The sequence below is a fragment of the Streptomyces sp. NPDC048389 genome (genome assembly GCF_040706335.1).
Taxonomy (GTDB): Bacteria; Actinomycetota; Actinomycetes; order Streptomycetales; family Streptomycetaceae; genus Streptomyces.
Genome location: NZ_JBEZKP010000011.1, coordinates 94,307 through 117,534 on the forward strand (window position 1 = coordinate 94,307; position 23,228 = coordinate 117,534).

General features: G+C 71.7%; 23 protein-coding genes and 1 pseudogene. 9 read left to right on the plus strand and 15 right to left on the minus strand.

Annotation, left to right across the window (positions count from 1 at the left end; all coding sequences use genetic code 11):
* Positions 1-175: 175 nt before the first annotated feature.
* Positions 176-364 (plus strand): annotated as a pseudogene (locus AB0903_RS11250) (MBL fold metallo-hydrolase); the annotation flags it as partial.
* Between the two features lie 15 nt (positions 365-379).
* On the opposite strand, the gene AB0903_RS11255 reads toward AB0903_RS11250, so the two are convergent.
* The 6 genes from AB0903_RS11255 to AB0903_RS11280 form a co-directional block, all read right to left on the minus strand.
* The gene (locus AB0903_RS11255) at positions 380-1,090 is read right to left on the minus strand and encodes an alpha/beta fold hydrolase (protein ID WP_366701337.1); all 711 of its coding nucleotides are present in this window, start codon (positions 1,088-1,090) and stop codon (positions 380-382) included.
* Between the two features lie 213 nt (positions 1,091-1,303).
* Positions 1,304-2,293, minus strand: coding sequence for a TerC family protein (locus AB0903_RS11260; RefSeq protein WP_366701443.1), 990 nt, complete (start codon positions 2,291-2,293; stop codon positions 1,304-1,306).
* Between the two features lie 250 nt (positions 2,294-2,543).
* Positions 2,544-4,496, minus strand: coding sequence for a TerD family protein (locus AB0903_RS11265; RefSeq protein WP_366701339.1), 1,953 nt, complete (start codon positions 4,494-4,496; stop codon positions 2,544-2,546).
* A 210-nt stretch (positions 4,497-4,706) separates the two neighbouring features.
* Entirely contained in the window at positions 4,707-5,285 is a 579-nt protein-coding gene (locus AB0903_RS11270) for a TerD family protein (protein WP_005318943.1), read from the minus strand.
* A 153-nt stretch (positions 5,286-5,438) separates the two neighbouring features.
* The gene (uvrB, locus tag AB0903_RS11275) at positions 5,439-7,565 is read right to left on the minus strand and encodes an excinuclease ABC subunit UvrB (RefSeq protein WP_366701341.1); all 2,127 of its coding nucleotides are present in this window, start codon (positions 7,563-7,565) and stop codon (positions 5,439-5,441) included.
* A 60-nt stretch (positions 7,566-7,625) separates the two neighbouring features.
* Positions 7,626-8,501 (minus strand): MHYT domain-containing protein, encoded by an 876-nt coding sequence (locus AB0903_RS11280; RefSeq protein ID WP_366701343.1) that lies wholly within the window; start codon positions 8,499-8,501, stop codon positions 7,626-7,628.
* A gap of 353 nt (positions 8,502-8,854) precedes the next feature.
* Here AB0903_RS11280 and AB0903_RS11285 point away from each other — a divergent pair, with 353 nt between their 5' ends.
* The 5 genes from AB0903_RS11285 to AB0903_RS11305 all read left to right on the plus strand — a co-directional run bounded on the left by AB0903_RS11285 (position 8,855) and on the right by AB0903_RS11305 (position 13,423).
* Positions 8,855-9,673 (plus strand): glycerophosphodiester phosphodiesterase family protein, encoded by an 819-nt coding sequence (locus tag AB0903_RS11285; protein ID WP_366701445.1) that lies wholly within the window; start codon positions 8,855-8,857, stop codon positions 9,671-9,673.
* A 49-nt stretch (positions 9,674-9,722) separates the two neighbouring features.
* Positions 9,723-10,253, plus strand: a complete 531-nt coding sequence (locus AB0903_RS11290) for a methylated-DNA--[protein]-cysteine S-methyltransferase (RefSeq protein WP_366701345.1) — start codon at positions 9,723-9,725, stop codon at positions 10,251-10,253.
* Positions 10,254-10,320: 67 nt separating this feature from the next.
* A complete protein-coding gene (locus AB0903_RS11295) occupies positions 10,321-11,577 on the plus strand; it encodes an MFS transporter (protein ID WP_366701447.1) in 1,257 nt (418 codons plus the stop codon).
* A 56-nt stretch (positions 11,578-11,633) separates the two neighbouring features.
* The gene (locus AB0903_RS11300; protein WP_366701347.1) at positions 11,634-12,545 is read left to right on the plus strand and encodes a pseudouridine-5'-phosphate glycosidase; all 912 of its coding nucleotides are present in this window, start codon (positions 11,634-11,636) and stop codon (positions 12,543-12,545) included.
* On the plus strand, positions 12,542-13,423 hold the full coding sequence (locus AB0903_RS11305) for a PfkB family carbohydrate kinase (RefSeq protein ID WP_366701349.1): 882 nt from the start codon (positions 12,542-12,544) through the stop codon (positions 13,421-13,423). The genes AB0903_RS11300 and AB0903_RS11305 overlap by 4 nt, the downstream gene beginning before the upstream one ends.
* Before the next feature lie 60 nt (positions 13,424-13,483).
* Here AB0903_RS11305 and AB0903_RS11310 read toward each other — a convergent pair whose 3' ends face one another.
* Complete coding sequence (locus tag AB0903_RS11310) at positions 13,484-14,122, minus strand: uridine kinase (RefSeq protein ID WP_366701351.1); 639 nt, start codon at positions 14,120-14,122, stop codon at positions 13,484-13,486.
* A 7-nt stretch (positions 14,123-14,129) separates the two neighbouring features.
* Positions 14,130-14,630, minus strand: coding sequence for a cupin domain-containing protein (locus tag AB0903_RS11315; RefSeq protein ID WP_366701353.1), 501 nt, complete (start codon positions 14,628-14,630; stop codon positions 14,130-14,132).
* A gap of 221 nt (positions 14,631-14,851) precedes the next feature.
* Between AB0903_RS11315 and AB0903_RS11320 the strand changes: the two genes are divergently transcribed.
* The gene (locus AB0903_RS11320; RefSeq protein WP_366701355.1) at positions 14,852-15,514 is read left to right on the plus strand and encodes a DUF2293 domain-containing protein; all 663 of its coding nucleotides are present in this window, start codon (positions 14,852-14,854) and stop codon (positions 15,512-15,514) included.
* Here the strand turns inward: AB0903_RS11320 and AB0903_RS11325 are convergent.
* Both AB0903_RS11325 and AB0903_RS11330 read right to left on the minus strand, forming a co-directional pair.
* The gene (locus tag AB0903_RS11325; RefSeq protein WP_366701357.1) at positions 15,511-16,272 is read right to left on the minus strand and encodes a chaplin; all 762 of its coding nucleotides are present in this window, start codon (positions 16,270-16,272) and stop codon (positions 15,511-15,513) included. The genes AB0903_RS11320 and AB0903_RS11325 overlap by 4 nt on opposite strands.
* Positions 16,273-16,388: 116 nt before the next feature.
* Positions 16,389-16,748: a hypothetical protein gene (locus AB0903_RS11330; RefSeq protein ID WP_366701359.1), complete on the minus strand. Its 360-nt coding sequence runs from the start codon at positions 16,746-16,748 to the stop codon at positions 16,389-16,391.
* Positions 16,749-17,082: 334 nt separating this feature from the next.
* Between AB0903_RS11330 and AB0903_RS11335 the strand changes: the two genes are divergently transcribed.
* Positions 17,083-17,547 (plus strand): DUF3574 domain-containing protein, encoded by a 465-nt coding sequence (locus AB0903_RS11335; RefSeq protein WP_366701361.1) that lies wholly within the window; start codon positions 17,083-17,085, stop codon positions 17,545-17,547.
* Between the two features lie 67 nt (positions 17,548-17,614).
* Here AB0903_RS11335 and AB0903_RS11340 read toward each other — a convergent pair whose 3' ends face one another.
* The 4 genes from AB0903_RS11340 to AB0903_RS11355 form a co-directional block, all read right to left on the minus strand.
* A complete protein-coding gene (locus tag AB0903_RS11340) occupies positions 17,615-18,895 on the minus strand; it encodes an SWIM zinc finger family protein (protein ID WP_366701363.1) in 1,281 nt (426 codons plus the stop codon).
* Positions 18,892-21,726, minus strand: a complete 2,835-nt coding sequence (locus AB0903_RS11345) for a DEAD/DEAH box helicase (protein WP_366701365.1) — start codon at positions 21,724-21,726, stop codon at positions 18,892-18,894. The genes AB0903_RS11340 and AB0903_RS11345 overlap by 4 nt, the downstream gene beginning before the upstream one ends.
* A 152-nt stretch (positions 21,727-21,878) precedes the next feature.
* The gene (locus AB0903_RS11350; RefSeq protein ID WP_366701367.1) at positions 21,879-22,028 is read right to left on the minus strand and encodes a hypothetical protein; all 150 of its coding nucleotides are present in this window, start codon (positions 22,026-22,028) and stop codon (positions 21,879-21,881) included.
* The gene (locus tag AB0903_RS11355) at positions 22,025-22,279 is read right to left on the minus strand and encodes a DoxX family protein (protein ID WP_366701369.1); all 255 of its coding nucleotides are present in this window, start codon (positions 22,277-22,279) and stop codon (positions 22,025-22,027) included. Before AB0903_RS11355 ends, AB0903_RS11350 begins: the two co-directional genes overlap by 4 nt.
* Before the next feature lie 266 nt (positions 22,280-22,545).
* Here AB0903_RS11355 and AB0903_RS11360 point away from each other — a divergent pair, with 266 nt between their 5' ends.
* Positions 22,546-22,806, plus strand: coding sequence for a DUF6343 family protein (locus AB0903_RS11360; RefSeq protein ID WP_366701371.1), 261 nt, complete (start codon positions 22,546-22,548; stop codon positions 22,804-22,806).
* A 35-nt stretch (positions 22,807-22,841) separates the two neighbouring features.
* Here AB0903_RS11360 and AB0903_RS11365 read toward each other — a convergent pair whose 3' ends face one another.
* The gene (locus AB0903_RS11365) at positions 22,842-23,207 is read right to left on the minus strand and encodes a tetratricopeptide repeat protein (RefSeq protein WP_366701373.1); all 366 of its coding nucleotides are present in this window, start codon (positions 23,205-23,207) and stop codon (positions 22,842-22,844) included.
* Between the last annotated feature and the right edge of the window lie 21 nt (positions 23,208-23,228).

The window sequence follows — 23,228 nt, forward strand, 5'->3', positions numbered from 1 at the left end:
TTCGTGTCCGGAGATCAGTCATGGCCTGCATGACAGAAGGCCCGGCGGTCACTTCCACTCTGCGGCCTCCGAGGCCGGCGCCCGTGGACCGATTGGTCCGGGCAGGGCGGGCCCAGCTCAGCCAGCCATTGCGGCCCCGCCGTGCTGCCTCGGGTGGAGGTTGACGCGGAAGCGCTTGTTCCCGGGCGGTGTGGGTAACACCCACAAGGACCCGCAGGCGTTCACCAGCCTGCTGGACGGCGTGGAGGAGAAGCTCTTCGCCGTACTGCCGGACGAGACCTGGATCTACCCGGGGCACGGCAAGGACACCATCCTGGGCGACGAGCGGCCGCACCTCGCACAGTGGCGCGCACGCGGCTGGTAGGTCGCGCCGCGGCCGTCAGCCGGCCGCGGGCGTGAAGCCGTTCCCGCCGGGCGGCGGAAACGGCCCGAGGCCCAGCAGTCCGGTGACCGTCCCGGTGGTCGCCGTGTGCCAGTCGGCGGCGCCACGCAGCATCGCGTGGTCGCCGCCGGGCATCGACAGCGTGTGGACCTCCGCGCCCGCGGCCCGGGCCCGTGCGGCGAAGGCCCAGGTTTCCTCGGGGCCGGTGACGCGGTCGCGGTCGCCGTGCAGCAACACGAGCCGTTTGCCGGTCAGATGTTCCACGGGCTCGCCGGCGGGACACCACGGAGCGAGTCCCACCACCGCCGACACCAGGGGATGGCCGGCGGCGTGCAGGGCGGCGCGGCCGCCCATCGAGTGGCCCACCAGGACGGTGGGTACGGGCCCGAGGGCTGTCGCGAGTTCGTCCAGCGCTCGCAGCGCGTCACGGCCGGCGTCGGCGCGCGAGCCGTTCCAGCCGCGGTACGCGTAGCGGACCCGGCCCAGCGCGACGCCGTGCCCCGCGGTGGCGCGGGCCAGAGACCGGGCGAAGGGCCGCATCCGCGCACCGGGCAGGTTCAGCGCCGGCGGCGGCTCCAACGCGTCGGCGCGGCCGCCGTGCAGCAGCAGGACGGCGGCCTCCGGTGGCGTCGCGAACCGCTCCAGGCGCAGTGCCGCGCTGCCGGCGGTCCCGGTGTCCTTCGTGCCTCTGCGGATGAGGATGGCCATCACTTCCTCGGTCTGCGGTTGCGGATGTCGGGGCTCGAACTGCTTCGTCCGGCAGTCGCCTCCCGTGTCACGGTATGCGAGGCCGAGGCCGTGGGGGCCGGTGCGATCCAGGCGGTGAAGCGCACCGGCGGGTGCGGACGGGCCTGCCGTCCGCACCCGCCGGTGGAGTGCTGTTGTGCGTCGCTCGGGCTCGGGGCCGCAGGCCGCTCGCCGTCAGGTTTCGACGCTCTCCTTCTCCGCGGCGTTCGCCGCTTCCCGCTCCGCCTGCTTCTTCGAGGCGATCAGGCTGGTGATCGTCGTGGTGACGAGGACACCGCAGATGACGGCCAGCGAAACCGGGATGGAGATCTCCGGGACGTGCACCCCGTTCTCGTGCAGAGCGTGCAGCACCAGCTTCACACCGATGAAGCCGAGGATCACCGACAGGCCGTAGCTGAGGTGGACCAGCTTCTTCAGAAGCCCGCCGATGAGGAAGTACAGCTGCCGCAGACCCATCAGCGCGAAGGCGTTGGCGGTGAAGACGATGTACGGGTCCTGCGTGAGGCCGAAGATCGCGGGGATGGAGTCCAGCGCGAAGAGCACATCGGTGGTGCCGATGGCGAGCATGACCACCATGAGCGGCGTCAGGATGCGCTTGCCGTTGTCACGGATGAAGAGCTTGGTGCCGTGGTACTTGTCGGCGACGCCGAAGCGGTGCTCGATCGACCTGAGGAGCCTGTTCTCCTCGAACTCCTCCTCCTCGTCGTCGGAGCGCGCCTCCTGGATGAGCTTCCAGGCGGTGTAGATCAGGAACGCGCCGAAGATGTAGAACACCCAGGAGAAACTGGCGATGATGGCCGCACCGGCGGCGATGAAAATGGCGCGCAGTACCAGTGCGATCAGCACACCGAAGAGCAGGACCCGCTGCTGGAGGTGTGACGGTACCGAGAACTTCGCCATGATCAGGACGAAGACGAAGAGGTTGTCGACGCTCAGCGACTTCTCCGTGATGAAGCCCGCGAAGAACTCACCCGATGCCTGGCTCTCACCGGCGAAGAACAGACCGAAGCCGAAGAGTGCCGCCAGCACGATCCAGACGACGGTCCAGGTGCCGGCTTCCTTTATCGATACGTCGTGGGGCTTGCGCCCGATGAAGAAGTCGACCGCGATGAGGGCACTGAGACCGAGAATGGTCAGCACCCAGAGGGTCATAGAAACGTCCACTGCGCCTCCGGCGTCGTACGGCAACTGATCAGCGTTGTCGCTGCCGGAGGTCTCCTCCACCCGGGCAGTCTCCCGCCACGGGCCGGCGCCCCGGGACATCTCTGTCTGTCCGTACTGACGGGCACGCCGCGAGTTGGGAGTACTCCCCTCCGCGTAAAGGAAGGTACATGAAAGTACAAGGAAAGGTAAAGCCGGAGATGCGTGAGACTCAGGTCACCCGTTCGGCACGGGTGGAGGAGAGGCCGACGGATCAGCGGCCCCAGGACCGGCGGGCTTCCGCCACCCGGGACAGCACCTGGCGCAGCACATCACTGCCGGACGGCACCGTCAGCGGCTCGTACGTCCACGCATGGCGCACCCACGGGTCGGCGAGATGGTCGTCGGGGACCGGGGTGACCCGCAGCAGTGAGCTCCACAGCGGGTCGAGGACGGGACCGTAGGCGGTGGCGTCCTCGCGGTCCGCCACCATCAGCAGATGGACCCCTACGGCCGGCCCCTCGTCCGCCAGGTAGCGCAGCTGATTGACCGCGCGGTCGTCGAAGCCGTGGGGGAAGTCGTTGACGATCAGTAGCTGTTCACCGGTGTCGAGGTCGGGCGGGAGCGCGTCGGCGGCGCCGCCGCGCACCGCCATCCCCACCAGGTCGACCCGTTCGGTGAGCTTGGTGAGGACGGCGCTCACTCCCTGCGCTCCGGCGGCCGGCGGCCCCGCGAGGGTCCCCGAGTCGACCAGTGGCCCCAGCGACGCCGCCGCAGTGCCCGCCGGATCGATCGCGTGCACGGTGAACTCGCCGGGCGGATACACCGCGAGAAGGCGAGCGGCGAGCGCCACCGCCGAGTCGGTGGCCAGTCGCCGCAGTTGCGCCTCGTCCGTCGCCATCGCGGCGTCGGAGCTCGCGCGCCCGCTGTCCACCCACAGGCCACGCTCGAGCGGCAGCCTTACCAGGCACGGAATGCGCAGTTCGGGGCTCTCGGGAAGGTGGAGGTCGCCGAGGCGCAGCGCCATGGGGACCTCCATCGGGACGCGGTAGGCGTGCCAGCACGGGTTGTCCCAGCGGGCGAACGCGGGCGGCAGCGCCGGCTCGACGACCTCCGACTCGGCGGCAAGCTGGGCCAGGTCCCGGTCGAGTACTTGGCGCGCCCGGTCGGTCAGCTGCTCGCACTTCGCACGCGCCGCGGCCCTGGCGGCGTCCCCCGTGCTGCCGATGCGGCTGCGCGGGTCGGACAGGACGTGGTCGAGCTCCTTGTCCATCCGGGACTCGGCGAACTCGACGGCGCTGCGGTACGCGGCGACGGTCCGGGCAAGGTCCTCGAACATGCCCCAGACCTGGTTGTAGAGGCGCTCCTCCATGGACCAGCCGCCGGCATCGCCCGCCACCGGTGCGGCCGGACGGCCGGGCTCCGCCGGCCCGGCGGCGGGAGCCGGCGGGGGCGGTGCGGACTGCCGGCGTGGATGCGCGTAGTCGATGGGCCCGGTCGGCATCTGCGGGACGGCTTCGGGCACAGGCATCTGCTGCGGAGGGGCGATCGCCGGGCCCGGATGCCCGGTGCGCCCGTCGGCCGGCGCACCGTCCGCGGGGGACGGGCGGTCCGGGCCGGACGCCGGCGCCGCGGCCTCCGCGATGGGCGTGCTCACCCGGGCGGGCTCGGCGCGCTGGGTACGCGGCACAGCGGCCTCCTGGATCGCCGCCGCCGTCCGTGCGGCGCCCTCCATGCCCTGGTCGGCCAGGAGCTGGGCCAGCCCTCCCGCGTAGCCCTGGCCGACCGCGCGGACCTTCCACGCGCCCTGGCGGCGGTACAGCTCGACCGCGACGACCGCTCTCTCGCTGTCCAGGCCGGTGATGGTGAAGCTGGCGAGCTCGGCACCGTCCTGACTCATGACCGCGACGAACGGCGCCGCGGTGGTGCCGAAGCGGTCGGGGCCGCCGGTGCCCTCGGGGAGCGCGAGCAGCACATTGACCTGCTGCACCTCCCCCGGCACCGCGGCAAGGTCGACGGCGAAGCGGGGCGACTGCTCGGCGCGCCCCGGCACCTCGACACCGGGCAGGGCCGGTACGCCGGGGTGGGCCACCCACTCCTCGCGGACCGTGCCCTGCTCGCCGGAGCAGGTGGCGCAGGCGACGACCGGATGGCCTGCCGACACCCGGATCTCGAGTCGGGTGTCGGGCAGGGGGTGATTCTGCCCCCGGACCAGCTCGGCCGTCATGGCTCTGTCCCCTCAGTGCTCTGCTCAGCGCTCTGCTGTGTGCGGTCGGTGCGCGTCGTGCGGTCGGTGCGCGTCGTGCGGTCGGTGCGCGTCGTGCGGTCCGGATACGCGTGCCCGCGGTCCCTGTCCGTGTACGCGGTCCGGTCCTATGCGGGCAGCCCCCGGCGGCCGTGCCTCCGGGAGCTGCGGTGCGACTCGGCCCAGCCGGGTCTACAGGTGCGGCAGGATGGCGGGCATCAGGTCCTGGAACGTACGGCCGTTGGCCGGGTTGCCGAGGGCCGTCATCTGCCAGCCGGCGCCGGCGCGGTGCACCTTCGCCATGATCTGGGCGGTGTACTGGCCGCCGCCGTCGAGCGTGTACCGGGCGAGCTCCTGGCCGTTGGTCTCGTCCACGATGCGGCAGAAGGCGTTCTGCACCTCCTGGAACGTCTGGCCGGTGAACGAGTTCACCGTGAAGACGATCTGGTCGATGTGGACCGGTACGCGCTGCAGGTCGACGAGGATCGCCTCGTCGTCGCCGCCGGAACCGGCGCCGCCGACGAGGTTGTCGCCGGTGTGCTTGACGGAGCCGTCGTCGCTGACGAGGTGGCGGAAGAACACCACGTCGACCGGCTGCTTGTCGGCGAACAGCACCGCGGAGGCGTCCAGGTCGACCTCACGCGTACGCGAGCCGAACAGACCGCGGCGGGGTGCCGCCTGCCAGCCGAGGCCCATCCGCACCGCCGTGAGGGTCCCCCCGTCACTCTTCTGCAGGCTGATGGCCTGGCCCTTGGTCATATTGACCGTCACGCGCTGTCCCCTTCTCGCGAATTGCCACCGCCCATGTGTGCGGTTGTCCAAGTACCCTACGCAGTCGCACCGACAGCGCGGCGGGGCCGTCGGATTTTGTGTCGGTCTTGCAACACACGGGCGTGTCCGGCCGTCACGTCCGCCGCAGCGGGCTCACGCGAGCCCTGCCTCCTTCATCTGGCGTAGTTCCTTCTTCAGTTCGCTCACCTCGTCACGCAGGCGGGCCGCGACCTCGAACTGGAGCTCCGCGGCGGCCGCTCGCATCCGGTCGGTCATCTCCTCGATGATTCCGGCCAGTTCGGCGGCCGGCCGGTCGGTGAGGATCTCGCCCTTGCGGCCCGCTCCCGCGCCGGACCCGAGCGACGGGACCGGCGCCTTGGCACCCTTGCCCGGCTTGTCGGCCTGCATCTGCCGGTAACCGGTGCCCAGCAGCTGCTCGGTGTCGACCTCCTCGCGTGCGATGGTCGCCACGATGTCGTTGATCTTCTTGCGGAGCGGCTGCGGGTCGATGCCGTTCTCCGTGTTGTACGCGATCTGCTTCTCCCGGCGGCGGTTGGTCTCCTCGATGGCCCTCTCCATCGCCGGGGTGATCTTGTCCGCGTACATATGGACCTGGCCGGACACGTTGCGTGCCGCGCGGCCGATGGTCTGGATCAGGGAGGTGCCGGAGCGCAGGAAGCCCTCCTTGTCGGCGTCGAGGATGGCGACCAGCGAGACCTCGGGCAGGTCGAGCCCCTCGCGCAGGAGGTTGATACCGACCAGGACGTCGTACTCACCGGCGCGCAGCTCACGGAGCAGCTCGACGCGGCGCAGCGTGTCGACGTCGCTGTGCAGATAGCGGACCTGGATGCCCAGCTCGAGGAAGTACTCCGTCAGGTCCTCGGCCATCTTCTTGGTCAGTGTCGTGACCAGGACCCTCTCGTCCTTCTCGGTGCGCTCGCGGATCTCGTGCACCAGGTCGTCGATCTGTCCCTCCGTGGGCTTGACGACGACCTGGGGGTCGACGAGGCCGGTGGGCCGGATGATCTGCTCGACGAAACCGTCGCCCCGGGAGAGTTCGTAAGTGCCCGGAGTGGCCGAGAGATAGACGGTCTGGCCGATACGCTCCTTGAACTCCTCCCACTTCAACGGGCGGTTGTCCAGAGCGGACGGCAGCCGGAAGCCGTGGTCGACGAGCGTACGCTTGCGGGAGGCGTCACCCTCGTACATCGCGCCGATCTGCGGGACGGTGACGTGCGACTCGTCGATGACGAGGAGGAAGTCCTCCGGGAAGTAGTCGAGGAGGGTGTTCGGCGGGGAGCCGGGCTCGCGGTCGTCGAAGTGCATCGAGTAGTTCTCGATGCCGGAGCAGGAGCCGATCTGGCGCATCATCTCGATGTCGTACGTGGTGCGCATGCGCAGCCGCTGGGACTCGAGCAGCTTGCCCTGCTTGTCCAGCTCGGCCAGGCGCTGTTCCAGTTCCGCCTCGATGCCGTTGACCGCCTTCTCCATGCGTTCCGGACCCGCCACGTAGTGGCTGGCGGGGAACACGTACAGCGACTGGTCCTCGCTGAGGATCTCGCCGGTCAGCGGATGGAGGGTGGACAGGGCCTCGATCTCGTCGCCGAACATCTCGATGCGGACGGCGAGCTCCTCGTAGACCGGGAAGATCTCGATGGTGTCACCGCGGACCCGGAACGTCCCCCGCTGGAACGCCGTGTCGTTGCGCGTGTACTGGATGTCGACGAAGCGGCGCAGCAGCTGGTCGCGGTCGATCTCGTCACCGACCCTGAGCTGCACCATCCGGTCCACGTACTCCTGCGGGGTGCCGAGGCCGTAGATGCAGGAGACGGAGGCGACCACGACGACGTCGCGCCGGGTGATGAGCGAATTGGTCGCGGAGTGGCGCAGCCGCTCCACTTCCTCGTTGATCGAGGAGTCCTTCTCGATGTAGGTGTCCGACTGCGGGACGTAAGCCTCGGGCTGGTAGTAGTCGTAGTACGAGACGAAGTACTCCACCGCGTTGTTCGGGAGGAGCTCACGGAACTCGTTCGCCAGCTGGGCGGCCAGGGTCTTGTTCGGAGCCATGACCAGGGTGGGACGCTGGAGCTTCTCGATCATCCAGGCCGTGGTCGCCGACTTGCCCGTGCCGGTCGCGCCGAGCAGGACGACATCCTTCTCACCTGCACGGATACGTCGCTCCAGCTCGGCGATGGCCGTCGGCTGGTCGCCGCTGGGCCGGAAGGGGCTGACGACCTCGAAAGGCGCCACCGTACGTTCGATCTTGGAAACGGGCCGCATGCAACAACCGTACGGCCCCCCACTGACACTCGGGCCCCGAACCCCGGCGGACCGGCAGGCTCAATAGCGTTCCGCGCGGGGGCGACCGCGTCCGGGGTCCCGCTCCGCGGTCCGGCCGGCGGGGCGTCGGAGGGTTCTCGTCGGTATGCCGTACGCGGGGGCCTTCCCGCCGTACGCCTGCCCGTGCTGCTCGCCGCCCGACACCAGGAGCGGGTCGACCATCACGACGGCCCCGGCGAGCAGCAGGAACACCGCGGGCCCGACGAGCATGGGGCCGAGGAGCACGGCGGGCGGATCACCGGCGACGGCGGCGTCGACCGCCTCTACGGCCTCGTGGACGTGGACGCTGACGGCGGCCATGCCGGTGTAGTGCATCCCGCTCACCGCGAGGCCCATCACGAGGGCGGCACCCAGGCTCGCCAGGAACCCGTGCACCGCGACGGCCGTCCACAGGGCCGTGGTCGCCGCGACCACGGCGATCACCACGGAGAGGGCGACGGTGAGGGTGTCGTACTCGAGGCTGCCCCGCAGCCGCATGCCCGCCATGCCGAGGTAGTGCATGGACGCCACGCCCAGTCCGGTGATCGTCCCACCCGTGACCAGCGACATCCGGGTGGCGCCCCGGTGTCCGACGATGAAGATCCCGATACCGACCATCACGATGCCCACGGCCAGGCTGGCGAAGGTCGTCGCCCTGTCGTAGCCGATGGGGGTCTCCTCGACGGTGAACCCCATCATGGCGATGAAGTGCATGCTCCATATGCCGGAGCCGATGGCGGTCGCGCCGAGCAACAGCCAGCCCGGCCGGTACGAGCCACGGTCCCCCAGGGATCTGGTGGTGCATCGCAGCCCCAGGGCACCCCCGAGGCATGCCATCAGATAGGCCGCCACCGGGGTGACGAGGCCGTAGCCGAATCCGTCCACCGTGCCCTGCATCCGTTACGCACCCTTCGTCCCGCATGATCCCCCGCCGCTCTACGATCCCCGCGGTCTCTGATGGAACGTCCGGTTATGGGCGAGGGTACGGCTCGCGGAAGTGTATGCACATGTCTCGGCGGAGATCCGTCGGCCCCGCGGGGTGTCCCTTCCGCCGTGCCTGCCCCGCTCCGGCGGAGGAGGCTCCGCAGGCGGATACGTTCATTCTCCGGCCATACTTCGCCTGTGCCTCGTTGGCCGGGGACTGTCACTCCCGGCCCGTCCGTGATCCGACCGACGTGAGGGAAGAACCCGTGTACGCACGCCCCGTCGCCGCACTGGCCGCCACGGCTCTGGGACTCACCTCGCCGGCCCTGCCCGGTTCCGCGTCAGGTACCGAGCAGTCGGCCGCCGCCACGGACGGCCCACAGGTGATCGCACACCGCGGCGCCTCCGCCTACGCGCCGGAGAACACTCTGGCGGCGGTCGACCTCGCCGACGCCATGGGCTGCACATGGGTGGAGAACGACGTCCAGCGGACCAAGGACGGCGAACTCGTGGTCGTCCATGACGACTCACTGGCCCGGACCACCGACGTGGAGCAGAGGTTCCCCACCCGCGCGCCGTGGAAGGTGAAGGACTTCACCGCCGCGGAGATCGCCGCCCTGGACGCGGGCAGCTGGCGCGGCGCCGAGTGGGCCGGCGCCCGGGTGCCCACACTGAAGCAGTACCTGAACCGGGTGGACGAGAACCGGCAGAAGCTTCTCCTGGAGATCAAGAAGCCCGAGCTCTACCCGGGCATCGAGCGGGACACGCTGCGGGTGCTCGGCGAGGAAGGCTGGCTCGACCGGAGCCATGTGCGCGGCAGGCTCGTCATCCAGAGCTTCGGCGCGGACAGCGTCCGGGCCGTGCACGAGCAGCGCCCGGACATCACGACCGGCGTCCTCGGCAGACCCGCGGTGGCGGACCTGCCCGCGTACGCGGCGTTCACCGACCGGATCAATCCCTCGCACACGTCCCTCACCGCCGAGTACGTGGCCGCGGTGCACGCGCTCAAGGGCGCCCACGGGAAGCCGCTGCGGGTCAACACCTGGACCGTGAACGACACGGCCGCCGCCGAGCGGGTGGCCGGCCTCGGCGTGGACGGGATCATCACCGACTACCCCGACGTCGTACGGAACGCGGTGGGGTAAGAACCGCAACCGGCCCCGCCGGTCGGTGGCCGGCCGTACCGTGGTCCGCATGAAGACCTTCGAGTGGACCGTGATCGGCACGGACGTCGGTCCGCTGTTCCTCGCCGCCACAGAAGTGGGCCTGGTCAGCGTGGCCTTCCACGCCTCACCGACCGTGCGGGACCGCGTAGTGGGGCAGCTGGCGGGCCGCCTCGGGTCCGAGCCCGTCGAAGACGCGACGGGCCGGCTCGCCGAGCCGATACGCGAGCTCGATGCCTATTTCGCGGGCACGCTGCACGACTTCGCGCTGCCGCTGGACTGGTCCCTCTCGACCGGTTTCAACCGGCAGGTGTTGCGGGAGCTGCTGTCCGGCGTGGAGTACGGGACGGTCGTCGCCTACGGGGACCTCGCCGCCCGTGTCGGGCAGCCGGGTGCGGCGCAGGCCGTGGGCGCCGCGATGGGGTCCAATCCGCTGCCGATCGTGGTGCCGTGCCATCGGGTGGTCGAGACCGACGGCGGGCTCGGTGGCTTCGGGGCAGGACTGGAGACCAAGCGGCAGCTGCTCGCACTCGAGGGCGTACTGCCGCAGCCGTTGTTCTGACACGCCGGTCGCCGGATGTCCGGTCTGGCACACTGCGTCAGTGACCACGACCCCCGACGCTGCCGGCATACCCGAGGCGCCCAAGGCCGCGGCACCGGCCGCCGCCGACCTGCCCTCCATACGCCGGCGCATCAACGCGGTGCTGATCGCGAGCCAGATCCTCGGCGGTCTCGGGGTCGCCACCGGAATCGCGCTGGCCGCGGTGCTCGCACAGGAGGTCAGCGGTACAGAGGCGCTGTCGGGGCTCGCTCCGACAGCCACCGTCGCCGGGACCGCGTTGCTGTCCGTACCGCTGGCCGCGCTGATGACCTCGCGAGGCCGCCGCCCCGGGCTGGTCCTCGCCTATCTGATCGGCGCGCTGGGCGCGGGAGTGGTCGTCCTGGCCGCCGTCATCGACAGCTTCCCGCTGCTGCTCGTCGGCATGGCCGGTTTCGGCGGCGCGTCGTCCGCGAATCTGCAGGCCCGTTTCGCCGCCGCCGACCTCGCCGAGCCCGAGCGGCGCGGGCGGGCCATCTCCACCGTCGTGTGGGCGACGACGATTGGCGCGGTCCTCGGACCCAACATCGCCTCCCCCGCCGGCCGGAGTGTGACCGGGCTCGGCATCCCGGCGGCCGCAGGACCGTTCCTCTGGGCGGCCGGAGTGTTCCTCGCCTCCGCGGTGCTCGTCCTCGTACTGCTGCGGCCCGATCCGCTGCTCACCGCCCGGGCGATGTCACCGGCGGACAGTTCTCCGAAGGGCCGGTCGCTCAAGGCCGGACTGCTGGCCGTACGCGAATCACCCATGGCCAGGCTGGCCCTGGTGACCGTGGCCGTCTCACACACCGCCATGGTGTCGATCATGTCGATGACCCCGGTCGCACTCAGCCACCACGGCGCCGGGATCGAGCTGATCGGCCTGGTGATCAGTGGCCATATCGCGGGCATGTACGCCTTCTCCCCGGTGATGGGCCGGCTCACGGACCGCTTCGGACGGCTCGCGGTGATCGGCCTCGCGGCGGGGCTTCTCTGCACGGCCGCGCTGCTGGCCGGGACGGCGGGCGCGAGCCACGGTCAGACCGCGGCCGGGCTGTTCGTCCTCGGACTCGGGTGGTCGGCAGGGCTCGTCGCCGGCTCCACACTGCTCACCGAGTCCGTCCCCCAGCCCACGAGGGCGGCGGCCCAGGGCCTGTCCGATCTGACGATGAACGCGGCGGCGGGCATCGGCGGCGCGGCGGCCGGGCTGGTGGTGGCACAGGCGGGGTACGGGTGGCTGAACGCGATCGGCGCACTGCTGCTGCTGCCGATGGCGGGACTGGCGATGCGGCGGGCGCTCGCCCCGAAGTAGGCCGGGGTGCCGGGCCCCGATGTTTGCGGCCGGCTCCGCCGCGCCAGGGATGGGACATGTCCCAGACCGCAGTCATAGTGTCCGAAGAGGTACGGGAAGCGCTGGACGCCGGCGCTCCCGTCGTGGCCCTGGAGTCGACGATCATCGCGCACGGGCTGCCGCGTCCGCGCAATCTGACCGTCGCGGAGGAACTGGAAGCGCTCGTCCGCTCCGGCGGTGCCGTGCCCGCGACGATCGCCGTGCTCGACGGAAGAGCCCGTGTCGGCCTCACCAAGGCCGATCTGGAGCGGGTCGCCGGCGATCCGGACCTGCGCAAGCTGGGCCACCGCGATCTCGCCCCCGCCCTCGCGACGGGCGCGAGCGGCGCGACGACCGTCTCCGCCACGGCGTTCCTCGCCGACCGGGCCGGTGTCCGGGTCTTCGCGACCGGTGGGCTCGGCGGCGTGCACCGGGGCTGGACCGAGATCCAGGACGAGTCGGCGGACCTGCGGCTGCTCGCCCAGGTGGGCGTGACCGTGGTCTGCGCGGGCGTCAAGTCGATCCTGGACGTCCCGGCCACGCTGCAGCGGCTGGAAACGCTCGGCGTGACGGTGATCGGATACGGCACGGACCGGTTCCCCGGCTTCTATCTGGCGTCCTCCGGCGAACCCGTCGACTGGACCGTCCGCTCGCCCGCCGAGGTCGCCGCCGTGATGCGCGCCCAGGACACGGTCGGCGAGCCGTACTCCTCACTGGTCGTGGCCAACCCCGTCCCGGTGGCCGAGCAGCTTGACCCGGCGCTGCACGACCGGGTGCTGGCGCGGTCGCTCGACGAGGCGCGGAAGGAGGGCGTCACGGGTCAGGCTGTCACACCGTTCCTCCTCGAACGGCTGATGCGGTACACCGACGGCGCGTCGCTCGAGGCCAACCTGGCGGCGGTGCGCGGCAATGTGCGGCTGGCGGCGATGATCGCAGCGGCGTACGCATGAGGGGACTCCTCGTCGTGGGCGAGGTCGTCACCGATGTCGTCGCCCGGTACAGCGCACCGCTCGCCCCCGGCACGGACACCGCCGCGAGCATCCGCGTCCTGCCCGGCGGCGCAGGCTCCAACGTGGCGTGCTGGGCGGCGCATCACGGATGCCGCGAGGTGCGGCTGCTCGCCCGGGCGGGCGTCGCCGATCTGGAGTGGCACGCGGAACGGCTGCGCGCGGCGGGGGTGGTGCCGCTGCTCGTGCCCGACGGCGAGGTCGCGACCGCGACGGTCGTCGCGCTCGTCGACGCCACCGCCGAGCGGACGTTCCTCACCGACAGTGGCGCGGTGCTGCGACTGTGCCCGGCGGACTGGGCCGAGTCGATGCTCGACGGCGTCGGCCATCTCCATCTGTCCGGCTATCTGTTCTTCTCGGACACCAGCCGGGCCGCCGCACTGAGCGCCATGGCGGCGGCACGGGGCAGGGGCGTGCCGGTGAGCCTGGACCCCGCCTCCACGGGTTTCATCGCCGAACTGGGTGTCGAGCGCCTGCTGTCGGTCCTCGGCGGCGTGGACGTCCTGCTGCCGAACGAGGACGAGGCACGGCTCCTGACCGATCTGCCCGACCCGGCCGAAGCCGCCGCGGAACTGAGCCGCCTGGTGCCGCTGACGGTGGTGACACTGGGGGCAAGGGGGGCGCTGATCGCCGAGAACGGCAAGGTCACGGCCCGTCTGCCGCCGTGCCGTGCAGAGGCGTTGGACACGACGGGCGCGGGCGACGCCTTCACCGGGGCGTTCCTCGCGGCGCGGCTGGCTGGTGCGGATGCCCGTACGGCGGCGGCGGAGGGCTGCCGGGCCGGAGCCGAGGCGGTGGGAAGAGCCGGCGGCCGGCCCTGAGCCACGTCGGCTCGGCACCGTCCAGGCCGACGACGCCGACCGTCCGCCGGTACGGGCCCGTCAGCCGGTGCGGGACCAGGCCGGACGGCGCGGGTCGTCGGCCCGCACGAGCACATCGGCCGCGCCGCCCGGGGCGACCTCGTCCTCGTACCGTGCGTACGCCGGGAGGGTCCACTGTTCGGTCTCGTCCGTGCGGCGCTCCAGCGCCCCCGGTGAGAGCCGTAGGTGCACGGTCAGGTCGAAGGGGAACCGGTGTCCGAGCAGGAACGGCCCGTGCAGCAGCAGCACGCCGCCGAAGGGCAGTGCGACGTGCGGGCTGCGGGTGGCCCGGTCGGTCCCCGGGTCCCACAGGTCGGGCAGGACCCGGCCGGTTCCGCCCGCCTCCAGCGGGCCGAACACCTCCCGCCGGAGGCCGCCGGTGTCGAACCAGCCGCTGTAGTACGTGTCGGGGTCCTCGCGCCCGTACTCGAACCGCAGCGACGCCGGCTGGAGAAACCCGCCCGTCCCCACCACGACGGCTCCTCTCCCCCGCACCCGCAGCGCTTCGGCGAGCCGCTCCGCGAGCACGCCGGGCCGCGCGGCGGGAGCACCGTCGACGCCGATGCGCAGCCAGGGGCTGCCGTCGTCGGCGGTGGTCCGCAGGGCCTGGTCGGTCAAGTACTCGGTCAGCCGCTCCCAGGTGATCGCCTCGAGTCGCACGGGCCCGTCATCGCCCCGCCGCTGCGGCGCCGTCCTTGCAGTCCGGTGCCTCCTCGTCGACGGAGAGCGGGCTGCCGGCGGGCATGAAGTACGTCACGTACAGGACGACCGGCTCGGTGCCGAGGTTGCGTCCGACGTGGCGGTGGCGCGCGCCGGCAGGTTCAAGGATGACGCCGCCCCGTTTCGTGACCTCGAGAGAGCAGTCGTCGAGAGTCCGGGTCAGGGTGCCCGACCGAACGACGGCGAGGACCTGGCCGGGGTGGTGGTGCCAGCCCGTCGAGCCGCCCGGTTCGATGGTGAGGGTGCGTACGACCACGTCGGTGCGGCCCTTGGCCGTGATGTGCACGGTGCCTTCCGCGCGGCCCTGCGCGAGGACCGTGCCGCTCACCCCGCTGCCGGGCGTCGCGTTCGCGGCCGACGGGACGACCGCAAGCGCTACCAGACAAGCCGTCAGCACCAGCACCGTCCGTAGGTCGAATCGCTGACCGCAGACCGTGAAGCCGCGCATGGCCCTCCCTTTGGATTCATTTCCCGAGCAAACCGCCCCAAGATATCGAACAGCCGGGCGAGGAGAGGGGATTGGGCACTGCGGGAGACAACGTGCCGCGCTCGCCGCCTTTGTCGTGGGCCGCTCCCCATCCTTGTCCTGGGCCGCTCGCCGACGATCGTCGGCAATCGCGCACTTGAGGGCCAGGGGAGCGGAGGGCACCCGCCGGGTACCTACCCCGCATGGACCTGGTGGTGATCCGGCCGCTCAAAGGAAGGCACTGCTCGGAGTGCCGCAGGGGCCCGCTTCCGATGCATCTCGTCGAATCCGGCGCGCCGGTCTGTCTGGACTGCGCCGACCTCGGCCACCTCGTGTACCTGCCGCGGGGCGATGCCGCTCTGACAAGGCGGGCACGGGAGGCGAGTTCGCTGTGGGCGGTGGTGGTCCGCCTCAACCGGCGGCACGGGCGCTACGAGCGCCAAGGGCTGCTCATCGAGGAACCCGCGCTTGCCCGCGCGGAGTCCGCCTGCCTGGCGGACACGGATTCCCGGGCCCGCCGCCGCGCTCGGGACGCGGCGCGCCGGGCTATCGAGGACGTGCGGTTCACCGCGGAACTGACAGCGGTGATCCGGAAGCTGTTCCCCGACTGTCCCGAGGAGCGTGCCGCCCGCATCGCCTCGCACTCGTCCGTCCGCGGCAGTGGGCGCGTGGGCCGAACCGCGGCGGGCCGCTCGCTCGAGGAGGGAGCCGTCACGGCCGCGGTGCGCGCGTCCGTGCGGCACCTCGACACCGCATACGACGCCCTGTTGATGGCAGGCGTGGCCCGCCACCAGGCACGCGCCCGCGTCGCTCGGGAGATCGATACGGTGCTGGCGTCCTGGCGGCGGCCCGTGGACCCGGCCTAGGACTCCCGGGAGGGGCGGAACCGGCGGTACAGCACGAGGCCGCCGAGGATCATCGTCGCACCGGCGGGTACCGCGAACGCGAGTTCGTCGGACCCGGTGTGGGCGAGCGACGCTCCGGCGGGCTTCGGGGCCGGGGCCTCCTCGTCCTGCTCGGCGGGCTGCTCGGGCTTGACCTCGGGTGGGGTGGCCGGCTTCTCCTCGACGGGCGGCCTGCCCGAGTCGTTCACCGACGTGTTGCCGATGGCCGGGTTGCCGATGCCGACGACGTTCACGGAGTTGCCGCTGACGTTGACCGGAAGATCCACGGGGAGCTGCAGGCCGTTGCCCGACAGCACGCCGGGGGACTGGGCCGTTTCGCCGTCGGCGTGGGCACCGCCGCCGTTGTGGGACCCTGCGCCGTCCTGCGAACCCTGGGAGCCGCCCCCGTGCGTCCCGCCGCCGTTCCCACCACTGCCGCCGCTGCCGCCGTTCTCACCGCTCCCGCCGCTGCTGCCGTTCTCACCGCTGCCGCCCTGCGACACATTGGCGCAGCTGTTGCCCACGGCCGGGTTGAGCAGTCCGACGACGTTGACCGTGTTGCCGCACACGTTCACCGGGACGTGCACGGGAAGCTGGACGCCATTGCCGGACAGCACGCCGGGAGAGCCGACGGCGGAACCGTGCGCACCCGAGTCCGCCTGGGCATAACCCGTCGCCATGGCCAGTGCGCCGCCCGTGAGCATCACGGTCGCCAGGCCCTTTCGGTGAACCTGCCTCATGGGTTGCCTGCCTTCAGAAGGAATTCCGCGGAACATTTGCCCGCACGGAAATTAACGCCGCAGAACCACATCGGTTCTGCGGAGCACAGCATTCACTCGTTCGGGTGTGTCAGGTTTCAACGGCGCTCGCACCCCTGGCCGAACCGGGCCTCCTCTTGCGTGTCGTACTGCGTACCGTGTCCCTGGATGCGCCGCCCGCCGCGTCGGCGGCTCACGGCGGTCAGCTCCCGGGCGGGTTCGGCGGCTGCAGCAGGGCACGTCCAGCGTGAGCAGCCGGCGATCCCCGTGAGGACCGTGCCGTCCACGACCGCTGTGCGGACGTCCGACCGTCGAGCACGGTGCACGAGGATCGCGGCCAGCTCGTGCACCGGCAAAGCGCGCGAGCCGGTGAGGTCCACCGGGATCAGCTCGGCGAGGCGGCCGAGTTCAGTGCCCGGACCCGATCCGGTCGCCAGGGCCTGCTCGCCCGCGCGCACTGTGCGGTGGCGTGGTGGAGCGTGCCGGGTGGCCGGTTGTGGGAAAGCCGACCGTCCGCGCTTCCCTTGCGCTCATCCGTAACTCCTTGTCGGCCCTACTTGTCGGCGCTCTGTCCGGCACTCTGTCCGGCACTCTTTGTAGGGATCGCCGGATCCGTGTCCCGTCCTGCCCGGCTCGCTCCAACAGCACTGCGGGATGCGCTGCGCGACGCGCTCGTGCGGATGGATTCCGGCCGGTGCTGGTGTCCGGCGGATTGCGAGCGTGTCTGAGCGGTAGGAGTGGGCGCGGGCCGGACCGCCGGCCCGCGCGCTCCGAAGGAAGGGAACACTGCCCGTGCCGATCTCGATGCGGTCTCTCCGCCGACCGGTGAAGCCCCTGTCGGTACGACAGCGCACCCTGCTGGCAGTCGTCGGAGCGGCAGTGGCCGTCCTGGCGGTCGGCGCACCGACCGCGCAGGCGACCCTGCACGACAGGCGGAGCGCTGCTGTGGCACCGGCCGCGGTGGCGTCGCGGGGTGATGCCTACATCGAGACGCGCCTCTTCTTCGGTACGCGACGGCCCGACGGCGGGCCCGATGTGACGGGCGCCCAGTTCACCGCGTTCATCGACCGGATGGTCACGCCGGACTTCCCGGAGGGCTTGACCGTCCAGGAAGGCCGCGGTCAGTGGCGCGACTCCAACGGCGTCATCGAACGGGAACGTTCGTACGAGCTGATCCTGCTGTATCCCGCCGCCGAGTCCCGTGCCCGCGATGCGCGGATCGAGCGGATCCGCGACGCGTACGCCGAGGCGTATTGACAGGAGTCGGTGGTACGGCTCGACGAAGCGACGAGCGTCGATTTCTGACATCCTCCCGCAGCGGCCGTCACCTCCCGAGAAGCGCGGCGAGCGCCCCGACCGGGTCGGTGTCGGGTATGCCGCGCGGCCACCAGTCCTCCCTGTCGGGGTCCGATTCGTACCCGTACCAGAGGCCGTTGCGCCCGAGCCGGAGCTGGAGTGAACGCCCCGAGAGGTGGTTGCGCCAGGGCCGGAACCCGGGGAAGTCCGCGGCGGCCAGTGCCGGCCGCGCCCGGTCGAAGGGTCCGGCGGGCGGGTCCCACGGCTCCTCCAGCACGGACAGGGCCTCCGGACCGCCCTGCCGCCATGCCGCGACGGCACGGGCCAGGTCGGTGGGCGTGCGGTCGGCCGCTGCGGCAAGGTCCCGGTACAGGGCGCGGGTGGAGGCGGTCAGGCCGGAGCCCGGATGGGCGGCGGCGAGCCGGACGGTGTCCTGCCAGCCGGTCAGGCCGGCGACCGGGTCGCGGCCCGTGGTCAGCAGGACGTGGGCCCGCCCGGCGGCCTCACCGGCCAGGAAGTCCAGGGCCAGTGGATCGGGAGCGCCGGGTACGTGGGGATACGCCGGGGGGCGGCCCGGTCGCTGCGGGGCGTCGAAAGGCGGCGGCAGGGGCGGCAGCCCGGTCAGCGCGGCGATGGCATCACCCGCCGGAACCGTCGCCAGGGTGGCCGCGGACGCGGCAGCGGTGTGCTCGGCCGCGGATCGCGTCGCGTTGCGGCGGGAGAGCGCGGAGAGGATCTCCCGTTCGCCGCGGCCGCGCATCAGGAACAGGACGAACGGGTCCTCGTCGAGCAGCCTGGCAGTCTGGTAGCTGAGTGCCGCGGCGTGCTTGCAGGGGTAGCCGTCGTCCGGGCAGGAGCAGTCGGGGATCAGATCGCCCGGTGTCGGCAGCAACTCGGCGGCGCTCGCCAGGGCCTGCGGGACGTCCTTGTCGAGGAGGGCCGCGATGTGGTCGGGGCGGGCGGCCGCCGCGGCCAGGAAGGCGTCCCAGTCGTCGTCGCCGAGGGTGCGCAGGCGGATCTCCGTACGGTACGGACGGGGGCGGCTGCCCTGCACGTACGCCATGACACGGCCGGGCGTCACCGTGATCGCGGTGACATGGCCGCGTGCGGCGTAGGCGCGACCGCGCACCAGGCGCGCCGGGTCGAGGGCGGTGTCCTCGAGGGCCTCCACCCAGGCGTTGCCCCACCAGGTCGTGGCGGTCTCCTGCCCGGCCAGCGGCTCGAGCGCGGGGAAGGTCCGGCGCTGGTCGTCGTGGTGCGGCGCCGCCGGTGAGCCGGGTCGTGTGCCGCTGTACGCGCGAGGGGTCACGAGGGCCTCCGCAGCGAGACGAGGTCGGCCAGCTCCCGGTCGGTGAGCTCCGTCAGCGCCGTCTCACCGGAGCCCAGGACCGCGTCCGCCAGTGCGCGCTTGGAGGCGAGCATGTCGGCGATGCGGTCCTCGACCGTGCCCTCGGCGACGAGGCGGTGGACCTGCACGGGCTGTGTCTGGCCGATGCGGTAGGCGCGGTCGGTCGCCTGCTCCTCGACCGCCGGGTTCCACCAGCGGTCGTAGTGCACGACATGGCCCGCTCTGGTGAGGTTCAGACCGGTGCCCGCCGCCTTCAGCGAGAGGATGAACACCGGCACCTCGCCGGACTGGAAGCGGTCGACCATCCGCTCGCGCTCCGCCACGGGGGTCCCGCCGTGCAACAGCTGGCTCGGGATCGCACGGGACGAGAGGTGGGCGGAGAGCAACCGGGCCATGGAAACGTACTGGGTGAAGACGAGCACGGAGCCGTCCTCGGAAAGGATCGTCTCGAGCAGTTCGTCGAGCAGTGCGAGCTTTCCTGAGCGGCCCGCGAGCCGGGCGATGGCGCCGATCCCCTGGTCGGTGCCGTACTCCTTGAGGTACTGGGCGGGGTGGTTGCAGATCTGCTTGAGGGCCGTCAGCAGTTTCATCACCAGGCCGCGGCGCGCGATGCCGTCCGCCGCCTCGATGGCCGCCATCGTCTCCCGCACCACGGCTTCGTAGAGGGACGCCTGCTCGCGTGTGAGCGGCACCGGATGGTCGGACTCCGTCTTGGGCGGCAGCTCGGGGACGATGCCGGGGTCGGACTTCTTCCGACGCAGCAGGAACGGGCGGACGAGCCGCGCGAGCCGCTCCACGGCGTCGTCGTCCTCGCCGTTCTCCACCAGGCGGGCGTGGCGCGAGCGGAACGCCTTGAGCGGGCCGAGCAGCCCGGGAGTCGTCCAGTCCAGCAGCGCCCAAAGCTCGGAGAGGTTGTTCTCCACCGGGGTGCCGGTGAGGGCGACGCGGGCGAAGGTGGGGATGGTGCGCAGCGCCTTGGCGGTGGCGGAGAACGGGTTCTTCACGTGCTGGGCCTCGTCGGCGACGACCATTCCCCAGGTACGCGCCGCCAGTTCCTCCGCACTGCTGCGCATGGTGCCGTACGTGGTCAGCACGAAGCCACCGTCCGGTGTGTCGAGGCTGCGGCCGGTGCCGTGGAACCGCCGTACGGGTACGCCGGGGGCGAATCGGGCGATCTCGCGCTGCCAGTTGCCGAGCAGCGACGCCGGGCACACGACCAGCGTCGGGGCGCTGCGCGCACGGCGCAGGTGCAGGGCGATCACGGTGACGGTCTTGCCGAGGCCCATGTCGTCGGCCAGGCAGCCGCCGAGACCGAGCGACGTCATGAGGTCCAGCCACGCCAGGCCCCGCAGTTGGTAGTCCCGCAGGGTGGCGTGCAGTCCGTCGGGCGCCTCGGCAGGGGCGGTGGTGGCCGTGAGGCGGTCGCGCAGAGCGGCCAGCGCGCCCGTCGGCACGGCCTCCACCGTCTCGCCGTCGACCTCCGCCGTACCGGTCAGCGCCACCGCCAGGGCGTCGACCGGCTCCAGGAGGCCGAGCTCCCGCTTGCGCGCCTTGCGCACCAGGTCGGGGTCGACGACGACCCAGCGGTCACGCAGCCGCACGATGGGACGGTGCGACTCGGCGAGCGCGTCCATCTCGCCCTCCGTCAGCGGATCGCCGTCGAGTGCCAGCTGCCAGTCGAACCTGAGCAGGTCCGCGCTGTCGAAGAAGGGTGTGCCGTCGGTGGCGGAACCGGGTGCGGAGCGCACGACGGCGGCGGCTGTGAGCGTACGCGCGAGTTCCTTCGGCCAGTGGACGCTCACTCCCGCCGCGCCGAGGCGGGTGGTGCCCGGCCCCAGCAGCTCGTACAGCTCGTCCTCGGTCAGCGGCAGTACGTCCGGCACGTTTCGCTCCAACAGCCGGGCGAGCGGCTGCCAGGCTCGCGCGGCACGGCGCAGCGCCAGCACCGTGTCGATTCGGGCCCGCGGCCCGAAGTGCTCGTCGCCGTCTCCCGTCCAGAGCCGCGCGGCGTCCATGACAAGGGTCGGGTCGGCAAGGCTGTGTACCTGGACCACGGCTGCTCCCGCGTTGCGCTCGGCACCACCGTCCGCGGAGACGTCGAAGAGCTCGTACGCGGACAGGTCGAGACGCAAGGAGACCCGGACGCCCGCGTCCATCCCGGCCGCCGCCTCGGCCGCCCAGTCACGGGCCCCGGGGAGGTGCTGCGGCTCGGCCGCCGCGAACGGCGCGCCCACGGCGGAAGCGGCGGCGGGGGTACGCGGCAGACTGTCGGCCACCGCGTCGAAGAAGACGCGCACCAGTGACTCGGGCTCCGGAAGCCGCAGCGGCCCGGCCCCGTCCACCGGGGCGGCGTGCGCCTCGTAGGGCATGGCGGCGGCGATGGCGCGCAGCTGAGCGACGTCATCGGCGTCGAGCGGTCCGGCGCGCCAGGCGTCGTGGTCGGAGGGGGTCAGTCCGGGCAGCAGCCGGCCGCGGGCGACGAGATGCAGCGCGTGCAGCACGGCCGCGCCCCAGCAGGCCGCGGCGGGATGTGCGGCAGGGTCCCGCCGGGCCGCGATCAGCAGCGGCGCGGCCGCCGCGACGGACATGACGACGGCGGGGACGGTGACGCTGCGGACGGACGACGTGTCCCCGTCCCGGTGCGGGCCGACGACGGTGATCTCGTCGCTCGCACCGGGCAGTGGATGCCCGCCAGGGGACCAGAAGGCGATCCGGCCCTCGCGCGGCAGGGCGGCGGGCAGGAAGACTGCTGCTGCGGCGCGGACGGCTGTCGTGTCCGGCTCCGAGGTCATGGCGTCATCTCCTCCCCCGCGGGTGCGTGCACGGACGTGCGGATGCGTGTGTACCCGGAAGTGGCACTGCGCATGAACGACCTTACGGGCGAGGTCTGACATTGACGGCGTGGTGGCCTGTGACCTGGCCTTTTACCCTCGCCCCTCTGGTCTCAGCCGCGATGGCGCGCCAGGTCGACGAGCTGCGCCGTGCGCCGCCTGCGGATTACGGCGACGACCGCCGGCAGCACGAAGAAGACGACCCGGGTGAGTGCGTTCCGCCCGTCGAACACAGTCAGCTGCGTGACGAGCGCACCGATCACCAGCCCATCAGGGCGATGGCCGAGACCCCGGCCAGGACCGGGATGACCAGGGCGATCGCGCCGGCCGGCTCCAGGCCGCCCACCAGGTACACGTACCGGTGGCCGCAACCGATTCCGTCGGCCCCCTCCCTCGCGGAGGAGTGCGCCATGAGCTTCGGGCCCGCGCCGGTGACCGCGAAGAACAGGGCGAGGAAGATCTGCAGCGTTCGGACGGCAAGGTCTGCGCGCCGTCCAGGCCCGGTGGTGCTCATCGGAGCGGCATCGGCGCACGAAGCAGAGGAAGCGGTGCCGGTCGTGGATGTCTCCTCGGACGTGAGCGGTGAGGGGGCGAAGGCCTCGGCGTTCCATGGCGCTGCACACGGTTCCATGGCGCTTTCACACGGTCGGACCGCCGTGCGCTGCCGAAGTCGTCGCACCGGGCCGGGGAATCGGCAGCGTTTCCGGAGCCTTGGGCAGGCGCCCGGAGATGGGCGCACACCGGGGGACGGGTGCATCCTGAAGGGGGAGATGCGATTCCATGCGCACTGGCAATGAACCGGTCACCGCACGCAGCCCGCTGCGGATGCGCTTCTGGCTGGGCGTGTGGGGCCTGATCTGGACGGCGGGAGGGACGGTCGCCTTCGCGTTCGCCGAACGGCTCGGCTGGTCCGTCGTGTGCGGTGTGCTCTTCCTCGTCGTGGCCGTTGACCTGTCATTGGTCGTGCGCCACATCCGCCAGGGCCCGCACTACCAGCCGGGCCGGGATGTGCCACCGTACGAACCACCCGGTCGCGACTGACTTCAGCCTCGGCGGAACGGTGACGGTCCCCTCCGTCACTCCAGGTCGAAACGGGCTGCCTTCAGGTACTCGGGGTTCGGGTCCAGGGCCGCCGCCAGGCGGAAGTGGCGCTTGGCCTGCTCCGGCCTGCCCGCCCGCTCGAACGTGCGGGCAAGGGCGAAGTGGGCGAACGCGTTGTCCGGCTCACGCTCGAGAACGAGCTCGAATTCGAGTTCGGCGGGACGCAGTTGGGCCGCGGCGAAGAACGCGCGTGCGCGCAGCAGGCGGGCCGCGGTGTTCTCCGGATGGTCCGCGATCACGGAGTCCAGCAGCTTGACGGCCCCGCGCGGATCCCGCGCGGCCAGCAGCTGTTCGGCGGCGCGGAAGTCGATGACGTGGGTCTTCGGGTTGCTGTTCGACACGCTCGCATCCTTCCCTGGCTG